14 protein-coding genes are annotated in these 16,538 nt (G+C 53.9%); 4 read left to right on the top strand and 10 right to left on the bottom strand.

All coding sequences use genetic code 11. From position 1 onward, the window contains the following. The first annotated feature begins 59 nt into the window (after positions 1-59). The 3 genes from GM557_RS01550 (at position 60) to GM557_RS01560 (ending at position 4,495) form a co-directional block, all read left to right on the top strand. Positions 60-599 carry an adenine phosphoribosyltransferase gene (locus GM557_RS01550; protein WP_099026425.1) on the top strand — a complete coding sequence of 180 codons (540 nt, stop codon included), beginning with the start codon at positions 60-62 and terminating at the stop codon, positions 597-599. A gap of 29 nt (positions 600-628) precedes the next feature. Further along, a complete protein-coding gene (gene hrpB, locus GM557_RS01555) occupies positions 629-3,118 on the top strand; it encodes an ATP-dependent helicase HrpB (protein ID WP_155572675.1) in 2,490 nt (829 codons plus the stop codon). Between the two features lie 129 nt (positions 3,119-3,247). Beyond that, positions 3,248-4,495 (top strand): trypsin-like peptidase domain-containing protein, encoded by a 1,248-nt coding sequence (locus tag GM557_RS01560; RefSeq protein WP_266137248.1) that lies wholly within the window; start codon positions 3,248-3,250, stop codon positions 4,493-4,495. A gap of 32 nt (positions 4,496-4,527) precedes the next feature. On the opposite strand, the gene GM557_RS01565 is transcribed toward GM557_RS01560, so the two are convergent. From GM557_RS01565 to GM557_RS01580, 4 genes are all read right to left on the bottom strand, one after another. Next, a complete protein-coding gene (locus GM557_RS01565; protein WP_155572677.1) occupies positions 4,528-5,334 on the bottom strand; it encodes an SIMPL domain-containing protein in 807 nt (268 codons plus the stop codon). Next, positions 5,331-5,675, bottom strand: a complete 345-nt coding sequence (locus GM557_RS01570) for a hypothetical protein (RefSeq protein WP_155572678.1) — start codon at positions 5,673-5,675, stop codon at positions 5,331-5,333. Before GM557_RS01570 ends, GM557_RS01565 begins: the two co-directional genes overlap by 4 nt. A 76-nt stretch (positions 5,676-5,751) precedes the next feature. Beyond that, positions 5,752-7,251, bottom strand: coding sequence for a HAMP domain-containing sensor histidine kinase (locus GM557_RS01575; protein WP_155572679.1), 1,500 nt, complete (start codon positions 7,249-7,251; stop codon positions 5,752-5,754). Between the two features lie 24 nt (positions 7,252-7,275). After that, positions 7,276-7,962: a response regulator transcription factor gene (locus GM557_RS01580; protein ID WP_099026421.1), complete on the bottom strand. Its 687-nt coding sequence runs from the start codon at positions 7,960-7,962 to the stop codon at positions 7,276-7,278. Between the two features lie 167 nt (positions 7,963-8,129). Here GM557_RS01580 and GM557_RS01585 point away from each other — a divergent pair, with 167 nt between their 5' ends. Further along, a complete protein-coding gene (locus tag GM557_RS01585; protein ID WP_099026420.1) occupies positions 8,130-9,179 on the top strand; it encodes an NADP(H)-dependent aldo-keto reductase in 1,050 nt (349 codons plus the stop codon). Between the two features lie 57 nt (positions 9,180-9,236). On the opposite strand, the gene GM557_RS01590 is transcribed toward GM557_RS01585, so the two are convergent. The 6 genes from GM557_RS01590 to ybaK all read right to left on the bottom strand — a co-directional run bounded on the left by GM557_RS01590 (position 9,237) and on the right by ybaK (position 16,405). Further along, positions 9,237-9,944: a cytochrome c1 gene (locus GM557_RS01590; protein ID WP_196424567.1), complete on the bottom strand. Its 708-nt coding sequence runs from the start codon at positions 9,942-9,944 to the stop codon at positions 9,237-9,239. Further along, positions 9,941-11,137, bottom strand: a complete 1,197-nt coding sequence (locus GM557_RS01595; protein ID WP_230880566.1) for a cytochrome b N-terminal domain-containing protein — start codon at positions 11,135-11,137, stop codon at positions 9,941-9,943. The genes GM557_RS01590 and GM557_RS01595 overlap by 4 nt, the downstream gene beginning before the upstream one ends. Before the next feature lie 12 nt (positions 11,138-11,149). Beyond that, a complete protein-coding gene (gene petA / locus GM557_RS01600; RefSeq protein WP_155572681.1) occupies positions 11,150-11,821 on the bottom strand; it encodes a ubiquinol-cytochrome c reductase iron-sulfur subunit in 672 nt (223 codons plus the stop codon). A gap of 79 nt (positions 11,822-11,900) precedes the next feature. After that, a complete protein-coding gene (locus tag GM557_RS01605; protein ID WP_155572682.1) occupies positions 11,901-15,212 on the bottom strand; it encodes an efflux RND transporter permease subunit in 3,312 nt (1,103 codons plus the stop codon). Between the two features lie 107 nt (positions 15,213-15,319). Then, positions 15,320-15,796, bottom strand: a complete 477-nt coding sequence (locus tag GM557_RS01610) for a hypothetical protein (protein WP_155572683.1) — start codon at positions 15,794-15,796, stop codon at positions 15,320-15,322. Between the two features lie 111 nt (positions 15,797-15,907). After that, entirely contained in the window at positions 15,908-16,405 is a 498-nt protein-coding gene (ybaK, locus tag GM557_RS01615) for a Cys-tRNA(Pro) deacylase (protein ID WP_155572684.1), read from the bottom strand. Positions 16,406-16,538: the final 133 nt, after the last annotated feature.

Here is a 16,538-nt window from a genome sequence, read left to right on the forward strand (position 1 = left end):
AGAAGGGCCTATAAGGGGCCTTTGTTTATTCTGACCCTATTTATGAGGGAAGTGCGCTCATGTCCTTTAAAGACCCCGCCCCATTGGAGCTGAAACGCTATATCCGCGAGGTTCCAGATTTCCCTAAGCCGGGGATTCTTTTCTACGATATTTCGACCTTGATTCGGAATCCAGAAGCATGGCAGGTGGCGACAGGGCGGCTAGCGCAGGCTGTCTCTCGCTTTCAGCCCGACCTTTTGGCAGGGATTGAGAGCCGCGGCTTCCTTACCGCCGCCCCGCTCGCAACGCGGCTTGGATGTGGCTTTACGATGTTGCGCAAGCCGGGCAAGCTACCGGGTAAGACAATCTCTCATAAATATAGCCTCGAATATGGCGAGGATGAGCTGCATATTCAGGCCGATGCGGTCACACCCGGTCAACGTGTTGTCGTGTTAGATGACCTCCTTGCAACAGGTGGAACACTTGCTGCCTCGATCGACCTTTTACGCAAGGCCGGGGCGGAGGTTGTGGGGGCATCAGTCATGATAGAGCTTCTAGCTCTTGGGGGGCGTAAGAAGATTGACGTGCCGGTGACGTCCCTGCTGACTTACGAGGATTAAGCGTTATCTCCCGTATGCAGCGTGGTGTGATGTCAGAGCCTTTACCGGTAACAGAGATTTTGCCCGCGCTGCATGAGGCCTTGCTCGCGGGGCCGAATCTCGTTCTCGTAGCTCCACCGGGTGCGGGTAAGACGACAACCGTCCCTCCCTTTTTGTTAGAGCGTGCCCCTGCATGGTTGGGGGCGGGGCGTATTTTGTTGGTCGAGCCACGGCGTGTAGCGGTGCGGGCTGCGGCGCAGCGTATGGCCGCTTTGCGAGGGGAAGCCCCCGGTGGGGTGATTGGGTATCGTACCCGGCTGGAGAGTGCGGTTTCTACCCAAACGCGTATTGAGGTTGTAACAGAAGGGCTATTGGTCCGCCGCCTTGTGGCAGACCCACTTTTAGAAGGCGTGGCTGCTGTTATTTTCGATGAGGTGCATGAGCGTTCCCTCGATGGAGATACGGCTTTAGGGTTCTGCCGCGATGTGCAGCAGAACTTTCGGCCGGATTTACGCCTCATAGCGATGTCTGCCACCTTAGAGGCTAGCCTTTTTACAACCGCTTTGCAGGCTCCATTGCTTGAGAGTGATGGGCGGCACTACCCTGTAGAAATTCGCCATAGGTGGGATATAGGCCATCTGCGGGATTTACCAGAGGCATGCGCGCACGCCGTGGCGCAAGCATGGCAGGAGGAAGAGGGCTCTATTCTAGCTTTCTTACCCGGTATCGGGGAGATACGCCGCACAGAGGCTTTTTTGCAGCGTCTTTTGGGCGAGCAAGCTCCACTTTATCCTCTTTATGGGGAACAATCGGTTGAGGACCAAGCCCGTGCGTTAGACCCCACCTCAGGACGGCGGATTGTATTGGCAACTTCCATTGCAGAAACCTCCGTTACCGTACCGGGGGTGCGTGTGGTGGTAGATGGTGGGTGGCGGCGTTTGCCACAGCGTGATGCCAGTACGGGCTTACCGCGGTTGCACACACGCCGCATCTCCCGCGCTACGGCGGAGCAACGGGCAGGGCGCGCAGGGCGGCAAGCCCCCGGTGTGGCTATTCGTTTATGGTCGGAGATGACACAGCGCAGTTTGATTGTGCAGGACATCCCCGCCATTTTAGAGGCTGATTTATGTGATTTTGCTCTCCTGACAGCGGCATGGCAGCAAGCGATGGGGACAGAGCCAAAGGCTCTACCGTTGCTCGATCCTGCCCCTGCTGGTGGCCTTGCAGCGGCACAAGCATTGCTACATGAGTTAGGGGCGTTGGATAAAGAGGGAGTGTTAACCCCTCTTGGGCAGAGGATGATTAATTTTGGCACGCATCCTCGTTTAGCTGCCTTGCTGTGCGCTGCGCGTACGGTGGAGGAGCAAGCAGTAGCAGCGTGTTTAGCTGCTTTGTTGGAGGAACGTGACCCCTTGAGAGGGCGCGAGGGTATGGGGGGGGCCCTCTCGGCAGATATTCGGCTGCGTTTGAGGCTCTTTACCCATGATGATGGGCGTGTGCCGCGCCCTGTAATGCGTAGGCTCCAACAAGCGGCGGAGCGTTTTTGGCAGCGTGGTGGGCAAAAGGGCGGCCGTCGCCAATTAGCAGAATATGTGACGGCAGGTATGCAGGGCTATGGCGTGGGGCGTTTGATCGCGGCGGGTTTCCCTGATCGTCTCGCACAGCGGACCCATGCGGAAGGACGTTATCGCCTTGCAGGGGGTGGGAGTGCGCGGCTCAATGCGGCGGACCCTTTAGTGAAGGAGGAGCTTTTAGCGGGGGCGGCCTTTCATAGTGGTAAGGGTACGAGCATGACCCTTGCTGCCCCCGTGACAATGGATGAGCTGCCTGATTCCGTTAAAGCCTGTATGCAGGAGCAGCGGAAGCCTGCTCTTGATGGTACTTCGGGCAAGGTAATTGTACGTCAGAGAGTACGGTTGGGGGCTCTTATCCTAAGGGATAAAAATGTACCCCCATTGCCAGAGGATATTACCACGGCCTTGCTTGCCAAAGTGCAGGCAGACCTTCCTCGTTATGTGGAATGGTCCGATACAGCGCGGCAGATGCAAGCGCGCGTCGCCCTTGCGCGGAGACATTACGCGCCTCATTTACCGGATATAAGCGATGATGCGTTAGTGCAGTCTATGGAATGGCTAGAGCCGTGGCTTGCGGGGATGGATCGCCTCGCTCAGCTTAAAGAGTTGGATATGACGGCTATTCTGACGAGCTTATTATCTTATGAGGACCAACAAGAGCTTGCGCGCCAGCTTCCTACTCATGTGGCATTAAAGGGGGGACGTAGGCGGATTGATTATACAACGGTCATTCCCTCTCTTGCAGCGCGTGCGCAGGATTTTTACGGGATAATGTCGCTGCCAAAATTGGCAGGCGGTAAGGTGCCCTTACAAGCGACTTTGCTCTCCCCGGCAGGGCGTCCGCAGGCTGTTACAGCGGATTTAGCGCAGTTTTGGAAGGCGGGTTGGTTGGATATGCGGCGGGATATGCGTGGGCGGTATCCTAAACATCATTGGCCAGAAAACCCCGCTGATGAGACGTCCTAAGAGGCGGTATAGAGGGGCTGCCTGTAGGATTGTGTGAGGGAGTGTGATAGGGGGTATAGGGAGTCGTTTGGCCGTGTTATGGCTGTTATGGAAGGGGATGGGGTATTCATGCAGCCGGTAATAAGGCATGTGGTCTGGTCTGTTTTAGTCCCAGCGGCTGTTGGGAGTGTGGCGGCGATGGGCATATGCCTATGGTGGGTCCCCGGTGGGGAGAAAGTCCCTACGCCCATCCGTAATACGCGGCTTTATCAAGCTGTGCATCACCCGCCTGTGCCGGTATCGTCCCCTTTAGTGTTGCCCTCGGCCCCTGTTCCTGCTGCGCCGTCTTTGCCTGTTAGTTCAGCTCACGACCCTATAGCTACGCGGGAGGCATTAAATTTGCCGAGCTTTGCACCATTGGTGCATCAGGTGATTCCGGCTGTGGTGAATATTTCCGTCTCTCGTGGCTCTCCCCCAACAGATGATGAGCCTTCTACACAGCCTAAAACACCAGCAGCGCGGAAGGTTGTTCCTATCCCGGCCCCTCATCGGCGGCATCGGAGGCAGAAACACCATACCGTACGGCCTGCTGATGATGATTTAACCGGCGCAGGGTCCGGCTTTGTCGTGGATGCCTCGGGCATTATCGTGACGAACCGGCATGTGATAGGCCATGCCTCGCGGATTATGGTCTCGCTCTCTGATGGGCGGTCGCTTAAAGCGCGGAGTTTGGGGGAGGACCCCATGACTGATATCGCCGTTATCAAGGTCGATAGCCCGACCCCGCTCCCCTCTGTGACATGGGGGGATAGCCGGCAGGTAGAGATTGGCGATTGGATTTTGGTTGCTGGGAATCCCTTTGGTTTTGGCTCCTCCGTTACGGCGGGGATTGTTTCCGCTGTAGGGCGGGATTTAGGCAGTGGTGCGCTGGATGATTTCATGCAGCTTGATGCTCCCATTAACCCCGGTAATTCCGGCGGACCAGCCTTTAATCTTCAAGGGCAGGTTGTGGCGATGAATGCGGCGATCGCCTCGCCGAGTGATGGCTCGGTGGGGATTGGCTTTGGCATCCCCTCAGAGATTGTAGCCCCGGTTGTGGAATCGATTCGTAAGACTGGTCATGTGGAGCATGGCTGGCTTGGGGTCACATTGAATGACGCAAGCGCGCCTATGTGGGTGGAGGATGTGGACCCACACGGGGCGGCTTGGCAGGGCGGTTTGCGGAAAAAAGACGCCATCCTCGCTATTGGTGATGTGCCTGTGCATGATGCACGGACAGTATTACGCAGTGTCGCAGCAGCACATCCGGGAACCGTCTTTAACTTTACCATCCGCCGGGAGGGGAAGGAGATGACCCTCCCCGTGACGCTTGGCAAACGCCCCGTAGCAGATTTTTAAAAGGGGGCGCGTTCATGCGCCCTCTTTTCCTCTCAAGGAGTAGGAGAGGTTTTCTCCAGCTTATCAGCCAACAAGGCTTGAGCATGGATGGTAACACGGATTGTTTGTACCTCTGCCGTGCTGCTAGGGGGTGTAGCGGCACTGCGCATCTCGGCCATCATGAGCATGGGGGGACGAGGCTCAAGCGGATTTATGGGGCCTTGTCCCCCAATATGGACGCGCTCTAGCCGGACTAAGGAGAGACCAAGGGCAGTGGCATCATTCTCTGCCTGTTGGCGGAGTTTTTTAAGCGCACCAAGGCGGGCTTGTTGCTCCAGCGTTTCACGCAGTTGGGGGTTGAGGGTCCATTGCATGCTCTCAATGCTCAGACCAAGCTGTTGGAGCTTCTCCGTCATAGCGAGGAGTTGCTCACGGTCTTGGCTGCTTAATGTCAGGCTTTGTTGGGCAACCCAGCTATGTTTGTTATGGGGGCCGTATTCCTCCCCAACCATATAGTTATCAGCCGTGCTTTTAATAGCGGATTGACCATTAAGGAGCTTCATTGCCGCATTAACGCGTTGATTGAGCTGCTGCTGCGCGCTGCTAGGGGTGGCACTTTCAGCCTTAGCAGAGAGATGAATCATGAGCGTATCGGCTGTTGCTTGTGTTTCATCAGAGACAGTAAAGCTGAGTTCTGTACCGTGAGGATAAGCCATAGGCGGGGGTGGCGGCATTTGGTGGGAGGGAAGCACGGTCTCTCCCTCAGACGCGGCGGAGGCAACGGAGAGAGGGGTTACCAACAGAGAGCCCGCGGCGAATGTCGCTAGGCTCAATGCGGTAAGGGGGTGACGTAGGCTCATTGATGAGGTCCTTCTTCCTGATTTTTGAGGAGAACAAGCGCGCGCCGCAAACGGCCTATCCCTGCGCGAATGTGATTTTGTTGGCAGAGCTCCCGGCCTTCTTCCAACAAATGTTGGGCATCATCCATGGCACCAACAGGTACATTATGGGGGGTACGTATTTTCTCAGCTAAATGCTCGCTCAGCTGGGCGCAATAATCAGGGCTATCACTGGTGATGACAAGGTCTTGAGGGGGAGGGGTTGCCTCACTACCCGGCAAGAGAGAGGCCCATGCAACCTCTGGCCATATTGTCAGCGGAGCCAAAAGAATCAGAGCTGTGAGAAAGCATAAAGTGCGCATGATCATGACGCTATCACAGAAAATAGGCGGTTAAGATGGGCAAGGTATGAAACTTTCGTAAGACGTAGCGGTAGGGTCATAAAGGGACTACCGTTTTTGTACGGTCTGTTTCTTGCTGGATGAGTGGCAGAGAGAGCGTGACCTGTAACCCCGGATCCATCCGCGTGAGGGTGAGACGACCATGATGTAAGCTCGTCACCGCTTGGACGAGAGAAAGCCCAAGGCCAGAGCCGGGTGTATGGCGGGCACTCTCTGCGCGGAAGAAGCGTTCATGCGCGCGGAGAATATCAGCTTCATTCATCCCCGGCCCTTGGTCTTGTACACTAATTTCTATCCCAGTGGGGGCTGTGTGCGCTGTATGACCACGCGGTGTAATAGCTGTAACAGGGTGGGCTGTAAGGAAGAGTGCGCTATGAGGAGGGGAAAACTTAATCGCGTTATCTAATAGATTCGCTAAAGCTTGTTGGAGCATCCGTTCATCTCCATAAAGAAGGGGAAGCGGGCTGATATCCATATGGAGGCTTAATCCTGCCTCTTCAGCAGAGGCTTCATATAATTCCGCTATATTGGTGAGGAGTTGGTTAAGGTCCACCATAGTAAAGGCGGAGCGGCGTGCCCCGGCCTCAATCTGGGCAATGCGGAGGAGGGCTTCAAAGATACCGGTAATATGGTCGAGGTCTCCAATCGCTTTTTCCGCCGCTAGGCGTAACTCATCAGGTGAGGAGGCGGAAAAGAGGGCTTCTTCCAGTTGGTTACGGGCGCGAGTGATGGGGGTGCGGAGGTCATGAGCAATGGCGTTGGAGACTTGGCGCACCCCTTCCATCAACCGGTTGATTCGGTCCAGCATGGTGTTGACCGTCTCAGCAACAAGGTCCGTCTCGCTCCCTGTGAGGGCGATGCGGTGGTTAAGGTCCCCACTCGCCACAGCGGAGGCCGTGCGAGCGATGGAGCCAACAATACGGCGGAAGAGATTGCGCACCACTAAAGCCCCGCCAATAGCGAGGAGGGCAATCATTACAGCACACCAAATCAGGGTACGGGTGATGACCGTACTGAGGAGGGCGCGGCCCCTGATGTCATGCCCGACAATGAGCTTAAAGCCGTGGGTGAGGTGGTAGGCCTTAAATTGCGCGGGGGTGGAGAAGGTATAACGGCGGATGGTAAGCTCGTAAAAATGATCCATCTTTGTGATGGCAACGGGCCAGCCGGGTAAATTGCCCGCTAAACGTCGCCCGTGGCGGTCGATGAGCAAATAGAGGGCATCATCATCAATATTCTGTTCTAAACGGTCCGTAATGGCACTGCTCAGGGCAGGGGGGCCGCCATAGTTCCACCGCTGTGTGAGCTCCTGTGCATCGGTCTCTATAAAGGCACGGACATGCTGGGTGAGGAGGTTGGTACTACTCCACCAGATGAAGGATAAGAACAGCGTGGCTGAGATAAGAAATAACACGCCATAACCGAGGGCGAAGTTAATCCCAGCGGAGCGGATCGGCCAATGCCATCGCCCCACTTTGCTGGCATCCCCCCGCCGCCATTGGAGCCAACGGCGCGGGGCTTTCTTATCCTTCTTCATAAAGTAGCTAACCTCTTATTCGCGCTAACTTTGTGTCGGGCGGAGGATATAGCCTGCATTGCGGACTGTATGGATGATAGCGGTCTGAAAAGGTTTATCAACCTTCTGCCGCAGACGGGAGACATGGACATCAATCACGTTGGTCTGCGGGTCAAAATGATAATCCCAGACTTTCTCAAGCAGCATGGTACGGGTCACAACCTGTCCGGCATTGCGGACGAGGAACTCTAGGAGGCGGAACTCACGCGGTTGGAGGTCAATCTTTTGGCCTCCACGCCGTACCTCGCGGGAGAGGAGGTCTAATGTGAGGTCGCCTACAGTGAGGGTTGTCTCTGGGGCGGTTTCATTATGCCCACGGCGGCCGAGAGCCTCCACACGGGCGAGAAGCTCGGAGAAGGCAAAAGGCTTTGTGACGTAATCATCCCCACCGGCACGCAACCCATCGACTCGATCATCTACATCAGAGAGGGCAGAGAGCAAGAGCACAGGGGTATTGTTCTTCTGGCTGCGAAGGGTCTCAAGAATATGCAAGCCATCAACCCCACCGGGGAGCATCCGGTCTAAGATGATGATGTCGTATTTTTCTCCCACAGCGAGATAGAGCCCATCTTTGCCATTATCGGCATGGTCTACATCATGCCCTGCTTCTTTAAGGCCTTTAAGGACAAAGGAGCGAACGGTGGGATCATCCTCAACCAGTAAGATATGCATTGGTCCTGCCTGTTTCGTCTAGTCTGCTCTATTAGAGCGTTTGTGCGCCTAGGATAGCGGCAAGCTGGGGGAAAAGGGAAGGTCACTCATAGAGGGCTTTCTTGCCTCATATTACGGGCATGTTAGGATGCTGGAGACACTGTGATTGTAAGGAGAGGGGAATAGCCATGCAATATAGACCCTTAGGGCGAACTGGCCTTAAAGTAAGTGAACTATGCTTAGGAACCATGACCTTTGGACAACAAAATACCGAGGCAGAAGGTCATGCCCAGCTCGATATGGCCCTCGAACATGGCGTAAATTTCATCGACACGGCGGAATTATATTCCATCCCTCCGCGTGCAGAGACGCAAGGCTCGACCGAGCGCATTGTGGGGAGTTGGCTAAAGGCACGCGGTAATCGTGATAAAATTATCCTAGCCAGTAAGGTGGTTGGGCGTAGCCAGAATGAGTGGTTCCGCCCCGATGGGGAGAAACCACGTCTGACACCGGGGCAGATTCGATATGCGATCGAGCAATCGCTCAAGCGGTTAAATACGGATTATTTGGACCTTTATCAGCTTCATTGGCCAGACCGTAAGATTAACATCTTTGGTGAGGGAGGGACGACCTTCCAAACCCTCTCTGATGCTGATGAAGTGCCGATTGCTGAGACATTAGGCGCATTGGGGGAGTTGGTGAAGGAAGGCAAGGTCCGTCATGTAGGTTTATCTAACGAGACCGCATGGGGTGTGGCGGAGTTTTTGCGTGTTTCACGCGAGGAAAAACAGCCGCGTATTGCCTCTATCCAAAACGCCTATAATCTGTTGAACCGCACTTATGAGATTGGCCTTGCCGAGATGGGCTTGCGGGAGGATGTCGGCTTATTGGCTTATTCTCCACTCGCGCAGGGTTATTTAACGGGCAAATATCTGGATGGTGCCCGCCCACCGGGGGCGCGGACAACCCTCTTTGAGCGGGGGCAGCGTTACGAAAAACCGGGCGTTGATGATGCGATTCGTGCTTATCAGGCCCTTGCGAAAGAGAGCGGGTTAGACCTCGCCCAAATGGCGATTGCGTTTGTAACCACCCGTCCCTTTGTGGCCTCTAACATCATCGGGGCAACTAATTTGCAGCAGCTTGAGACGGCTCTAACATCCGTCAATCTCACCATTACGCCGGAGCTGGAGGAGAAGATTAACGCCATCCATCAGCTAAACGCCAACCCTGCCCCTTAAGGGGAAGTATATAAAGTAACGGTAGAGCCGGAGCATCATTATGTTCCGGCTCGTCTTTTAGGGGGCATCCTTTTTTAAGACGCGCCACAGGGCAAGCAAAATCCCACTTAGTAGTGCGAGATAAAGCAGCACAGCCGTGCCGATAAAATGGCGGGTGCGTTTATGGCTATCATCAGCCCATTGGAGAAAGGCTGTGACATCGCTGGCCATTTGGGGGATGGTCGCTTTTGTCCCATCGGGGAAAATGACAGCCCCCTCCTGCAAAGGCGGCCGCATTTTGAACTTGTGATGATGCGTGAGTGCCGTGGGGTTGTAATAAGTATGTGGGGCGAGTGTAACGCCGGGGGGAGCAGGGCGATAATCTGCAAGCATGTGGCGGATATAATCCGGCCCACCGCGTATTGTGCGGACAATATGGGAGAGGTCTGGCGGGTAGTCCCCCCCATTATTCGCTTTGCCCACAGCGACACTAGGATAAGGGGAGGCAATGGGGCTTTCTAACCCTGTATGGCGTTGTTGTGCCCAATGCTGCAAGGCGGCAACATCTGGTTGTAACGCAATCATATCCCCATAATGGGCATGGTCCATACTATGGCAGGAGCTGCATATTTGCTGGAAGATAAGCAATCCGCGTTCTTCCGGCTTCATAATGGGGGGCGGAGTAGGGGATGCCGCCGTGATGGGGGCGGCGAGAGCAGGGCTAGCGGCCCCGCTGATGAGGGTGAATAGAGCAAAAGGAGCCCATAACAGACGGTGTGGCATCATGACTGTACATCCTTTTGTGAGGATTGTGCGGCTTTGCGCTCTTGCCATGCAGTGAAGGGGAGCAGAACGAGAAACACGAAGAACCATACCAGCAATGCGCCTCGGCTTATCCATGCCCATAGGGGGGTAGCTGGTTGTAGCCCTGCTACGATGAGGGTGAGGAAGGCGAGGAAGAAAAGCCCCATCCCGATGCGGATAAAAGGCCGATAGGTCGCATTATGGCGGGGGGAGATATCCAACCAAGGGAGAGCAAAAAGGACGAGTAAGCTAGAGGCCGCTATGATAAGCCCCCCAAGGCGGGAGGGAATAGCGCGCAGCATGGCAAACCACGGGGCAAGATACCATTCTGGCGTAATATCAGCAGGGGTTTTAAGGGGATTGGCAGGGGTAATGTTATCAATCTTGCTTAATAAACCGGGGAGGAAGAAGATTAACCCCGCCAATAACGCCAGAAAAATACAGACGGCTAAACTATCTTTGACAACATAAAACGGTGCGAAAGGCCGTGTTGTTTTGTCAGGCTGGGGGCTATCTAGGGTTGGATTGCTAGAGCCTGTCCCGTGGAGGCAGATGATATGCAGGCCAATCAGAGCGGCGATAATGAAGCCAAGGGTAAAATGCAGGATGAAAAAGCGGTGCAGCGCAATATTGCCTAACGTCTCTTCCCCAAGGAGATAAACAAGCAGCGGATGCCCAATAGTTGGCACGGCGTCCACCGCATGGGTAATAACGGTTGCGCCCCAATAGGACATCTGCCCCCATGGTAAAACATACCCTGCAAAGGCTGTAACCATAAAAAGGAGCATCACAATAAGGCCAGAGAGCCAGACAAGCTCTCGCGGGGCCTTGTAGGAGCCATACCATAGCCCTCTCCCTATATGGAGATAGAGGGCTGCAAAGAGCATGCTGACCCCGCCTGTATGGATGCTACGGACCAACCAGCCAGAGGGGACGCGGCGTTCAATCGCTTCAATGCTTTCAAAAGCCTGCGTCATATCGGGCTGGTAGTGGAGGGCAAGAAAAATCCCGCTTACAATCATGAGGCCGAAGGCGGCGATCAAACAGGCCCCGATAGTCCAGAGCAGATTTACCGGCGGCATGGGGAAGCGCGCCATATGGCGGCAGAAAGGCCGTAGGAAAGGCAAGCGGCGGTCAAGCCAATGGGAAGGCGGTGTGGGGGTGTGATTCATCATAGAGGCCGTCCCTTACAGTTGTTGGATTTTGGTGATGTCGTAATGAGGGGAGAGCAGGCTTTCCCCTAAGCGGATGGTGTTATCATCAACAAAATGAAGGGGCGGGACGGGCAAATTATAAGGGGCGGGCATATTGCGTAGGACACGCCCCGCCCCATCAAATTGTGAGCCATGACACGGGCAGAAGAACCCACCAGAGGCCGGTAAGTTTGCACTATCTTGATAATTGGGGACGCAGCCTAGATGGGTGCAAATGGTGATATAAACCCCATAGTCAGCCCGCAGGGAGCGATGGGGGTTGGCAGCCTCGGCGGGTTGTTGATGGATGTGTGAGTGCGGGTCAGCCAGCTGGGCAAGGAGGGTAGGGTCCTCCAAAGCGCGGAGCATCTCTGGCGTGCGGCGTTGAATAGCCACTGGAAGGCCCTGCCAAACGACTATTTTGTGGCTACCCGGCTCTAAATCCTGCACAGTGACATCAAGAATGGCGTGCTCATGCGTGTTCTCCGCAGAGCGTGCTTCAGTCTGGCGGAGACTATTGAGGAAGGGCGCAGCGAGCGTGCAGGCCCCAGCTCCGCCTAAAGCGAGAGAGCTTGCCGTTAGGATCCGCCGCCGCGTAGGACGAGGGAAAAGGGGGGCGTCATCCAAAGCTGGGTGCGGCGGGGGGGTATCGTTCTGCTGGGTCATGGGCGCGCTCCTTATCAGGCTTTTCTTTATAGAAATAGCGATAAAGTGACGCAATGTAGAGAAGCCGCCTTATGGGGTATTAGGCCCGTGCAATCAGCTTTTTTGTGAGATGATGGCAACGATGTTTTAGCCGTTCCATCAAAAGATAAATTGCAGGTGTGGTGTAGAAGGTTAAGAATTGGCTGACAGCCATCCCTCCTAAAATCGCTACCCCTAAGGGGCGGCGTAGCTCACATCCATATCCATCGCCGATGAGTAGAGGCACCCCGCCTAAAGCCGCGGCTAATGTTGTCATCAGGATGGGGCGGAAGCGGATGATAGAGGCCTGCTGGATGGCTTGCTCGGCTGTCATCTCAGGGTTGGATTTATGGGTTTGTAAGGCGAAGTCAATCACCAAGATGGCGTTCTTTTTCACAAGGCCGGTGAGGAGAATAATGGCGATAACGGCAATTAAGCTAAAGTTCTCCCCTGCAACCCAAAGTCCTAGAACAGCTCCCACCCCGGCAGAAGGCAGGGTAGAGAGGATGGTAATAGGGTGTATGAGACTTTCATAGAGAATACCTAAAGTAATATACATAATAGCAATAGCGACCATAAACGCGATTAAGGCGTTGTTCATAAGAGATGAGGTTTCCCCCGTTGTGCCAGTAAACTCCCCATGGATGACATCTGAGACATGGAGATTTACGAGGGATTTTTTGATCGTTTCGACAGCATCAGTGTATGTGTGGCCTGCTGTGAGGTCAAAAGAGAGGGTTGTGGCGTAATAACCATTGTGATGAGCAATAGTCAGGGGCATAGGTGCTTTGGCAATACTGGCCACATTATCAAGAGGGATCATCGTTTCTTGGGATGAAGACACCGCTGCACCGTTGGAATTATTGCCCGAGAGTTTATTGGCAAAAGAGTTCGTCACAGAATCTTGGGCGATGGAGGCTTGTGCGCTTAATGTCCCTTTGCTGCGGACACGGATCAGGTTAGAGGCAATCCCCCCGGCGGCTGTCCCAGCAGAGGTGGAAAGCCAGAGATGATGGAGTGTGTTGGGGTACTGGCGGAAAGGCGCATCAACCACCATGACCACTCTGTGGTTGGTAAGGGGAAGATGAATGGTCGAGACAATGCTTTGCCCAAAAGAGTCAAAAAGAGCATTTTGGATTAATTGTGGTGTAACATTATAGCGGGCCTCAAGGTCTCGATGGACTATAATATTGGATGAGATTTCAACATCTTCTGCATTGGTTGAAAGGTTACGAAAGACCCCGCTAGCACGGAGCTGCGCTAGGAGGGGCGGGGTCGCGTTATAAAGAGGGGTGCTGTCATCACTTTGGAGGACATAACGATAATTACCTGTATTGCTTGTATCGCCCCCCCCTTGACGGTCGCTCCCTAATGCCCAGAAGAAGGCTTCTGCCCCAGCTTGTTGGGGGATGCTTTTATGGAGCCGTGCTAATATCGTCCGAGGGCTAGCGCGTTGGGCTTTATCTTTGAGGGAAATAAAGAGATCGCCCGTGTAGCTATTCCGGTTAAATGTAACGACTGTTTGGACAGCAGGGTCTTTTTGGATAATTGCTTCGACCTGCCGTAAGCGGCGTAATAATGCTTGGAAGGAGAGGTTCGGCTCCCCAACTATGCGCCCTCGTAGGATAGCCAAATCCATTGCTGGAAGAGTTGTTTTAGGTAGGATGGTAATGCCCCCGATGAGTAAGAGGAGGCTAGCTGGTAAGGTAAGACCAATAAGGATGGGATGCCGCAAGCTCCAGCTCATGGAGTTTTCATAAGCTCGTGTGAGGCGTTGGAGGCCTGTTTCTGTGACGTGAAAGAGCTGATGGCCCCTATAGAGTAGCCATCCCAATGGAGCGCGCCACATGGTGCGTTGGGGGCGGGAGGGTAATGTGGCGTGCGGCTGTGTGTGTATTGTGAGAAAATGGGCGCATAGCATAGGGGTAAGGGTAAGGGATAAAACCATTGAGATGATGATGGCGATAATCATCGTCATGGCAAATTCGTTAAAAATCGATCCTAATGTTCCGGGGATGTAAAGGAGAGGGATAAAAACCGCAATTAAAGAGAGGCTAATAGAGAGAATTGTAAAGGTAATTTCAGTTGTTCCAATAAGGCTTGCTTGGTAACGATCCATCCCTGCTTCCATATGACGAGCGATATTTTCGAGCACGACAATGGCATCATCAATGACAAAACCCACGGCAATCGTTAGGGCCATAAGGGAGAGAACATCTAGTGAGAAGTGATACCACGCCATTGCTGTGAGTGTGCCAGAGAGGGCAATGGGGATCGTAATAGCGGGGATAAGTGTACTAAAAAGATGGCGGAAAAAGAGAGCAATAACTAGGACGACTAAGATAATAGAGACAATAAGTGTGAGCTTCGCATCAATCAGGGAGGAGCGAATTGTACGAGAGAGGTCCAGCCCTGTATGGATCTGCACAGTCGCTGGGACTGTTTGTTGGAGAAGTGGAAGACGATGAGTAATATCGTTGACGATAGCGACTGTGTTCGCGTGGGGTTGTGGCATAACAGCAAGTGTAATAGCGGTTTGCCCGTTTAATGTGCTTTCTTGGTAAATATCCTGCACATCATCATGCACCCTAGCGATATCGCGCAGATAGATAGGGTAGAACTTGTTACGATAGGCAACAATGAGGTTGCGATATTGTGCCGCATTGATGGCTTGGTCATTCGTTTGGAGTTGGATGCGTTGGTCACCAAGGGTGAAAAAACCCTTGGGTGTATAAGCATTAGCAGAGGCCAGAGCGGAGCGAATATCCTCTGGGTTTAAGCCCCATTTATACAGGGGGTAAGGGTTAAGCTCGACTCGCACTGCAGGGTTGGAGGCCCCGAATATTTCCACCCGGCCAACCCCGCCAATTTGGGCCAATATGGGCCGTATGCGGATGAGGGCGAGGTCATAAAGCTGGTCGCGTGATTGTTGTTTAGAGGTTAAATGAAGGAGGTAGATAGGCCTATCCCCATCAAGCTTAAAGGCTTGTGGGTCTGAATCTAATGTACCTGTTGGCAGGTCACTTCGGGCGGCACGTAAAGCGGCTTGGACATCCCGCAATGCCCCATCAATATTACGTGATGGGGCAAAATCAATAAAGATAGAGGTTTTGCCGCTGCCTGTAGTGGATTCTAGCGATTGGACATCGGCAATCGTGGCAAGGCGGCGTTCTAACGGGGTGGAGACAGAAGTCGCCATTTGTTGCGGGTCTGAGCCGGGTTGGCTGGCTACCACCATAATGGCGGTCGCCGTCATGTCCGGCATGGTCGCAACAGGGAGAAAGGGTAACGCCACTAACCCGGAGAGGAAGATGGCTAAGGCCAGCAAAGTGGTCGCCACGGGGCGATCAATAAAAAGCCGGCAGAAGACCATAAGCTCGCAATATGCCCTTTCGTGTTACTCTATTGAGTATAAAGGATGGGTGATTATGCCGTGCGGTAATATACTCTTAACTCTTTGTAAAGCCAGATATTTTATGATTAAGGCGTAATAGGTTGGGGTGTGGGGACATAACCATAGCCCTGCACATAGGTCGTTGTCTGGGCTACATAGCCCTGCCCCGGTTGGTAATGCGTATAGCCGGGGACGGGATAAGGATAGCCGGGGGGACCTGCGGGGGGTGCAGGTGGTTGCACAATAACAACATTGGTGCTGGGCGGCGGCGGAGGGCTGTAGCTAGGGCTAGGGACAGCATATGGGATGGCATAGCCACCATCATAATAACCACCACTATAACCGTACCCAAAAGGCCCGCCAGAAAAAACGCGATTAACGACACCATAGCCGAGGCCTGAGCCAACGCCATAACCAAAGCCGCGGGCGAAGCTATGGCCAAAGCTGTGATGATGGCCGTAATAATAACCATGATGGTAATAGCCGCGATGCGCTTCTGCCGCATGGGGGCTTAACACCCCAAAGGCGAGAGCACAGATAAGCCCAGCGATGGTAAACCGCATTTTCTCCCCCTGTGTGGGACTAACCTCAACGCATCAGATAGTAACGCTGGAATAGGGTATAAGGGTAGTGAAAAAAACGTCACGAAATAGTCATGTAGAATAGGCCGTGCCTTACTCGGCAATCGCGGCAAAATGGGCTTGCAGGACATTTTGAATATCGTGCGGGGTCATACAGGCTAAAAACCCCCGCGCCCCAGCATTAATCCAAATTGTTTTATGCTTTTGTGCGCTGCGGTCTATGATAGTGGGAAATGATTCACGGGAGCCAAAAGGCGTTGTCCCACCAGAGACAAAACCGGTGCGCTCGTGAGCTTCCTCCGCTTGCATCATTTTAGCATTTTTGCCGCCTAAGGCTGCGGCTAAGGCCTTAAAATTGACGCGTTTGGCTACGGGGATGACAGCAAAAGCCGCCTGTTTGCGGTCTATTTTAACAGCAAGTGTTTTAAACACAGCCGATGGTTTGGCCCCAATGGCGTGGGCTGCTTGCTCGCCAATATGGCCTTTTTGCGGGGCATAATCATAATGGCGCGTCTCGTAAGAAACCCCCGCTTGGTCGAGGAACAGCGTAGCGGCGGTCTCGTCATGCTGGGAGGTGTCTATGTGCATCATGCAACCCTTTCAATCGCGTGGAACGCTACAACGATATGATGATCGCCCATTATCAAGCGTGTTTTAGCCGGCGGGACAAGCGAGGCCTATGCAGCCCTGCCTTGTTGGGGCGCAGGGCAAGGCGTATCATAAA

The organism is Bombella sp. ESL0385, from assembly GCF_009725755.1.
In the GTDB taxonomy this organism is placed as follows: domain Bacteria; phylum Pseudomonadota; class Alphaproteobacteria; order Acetobacterales; family Acetobacteraceae; genus Bombella; species Bombella pollinis.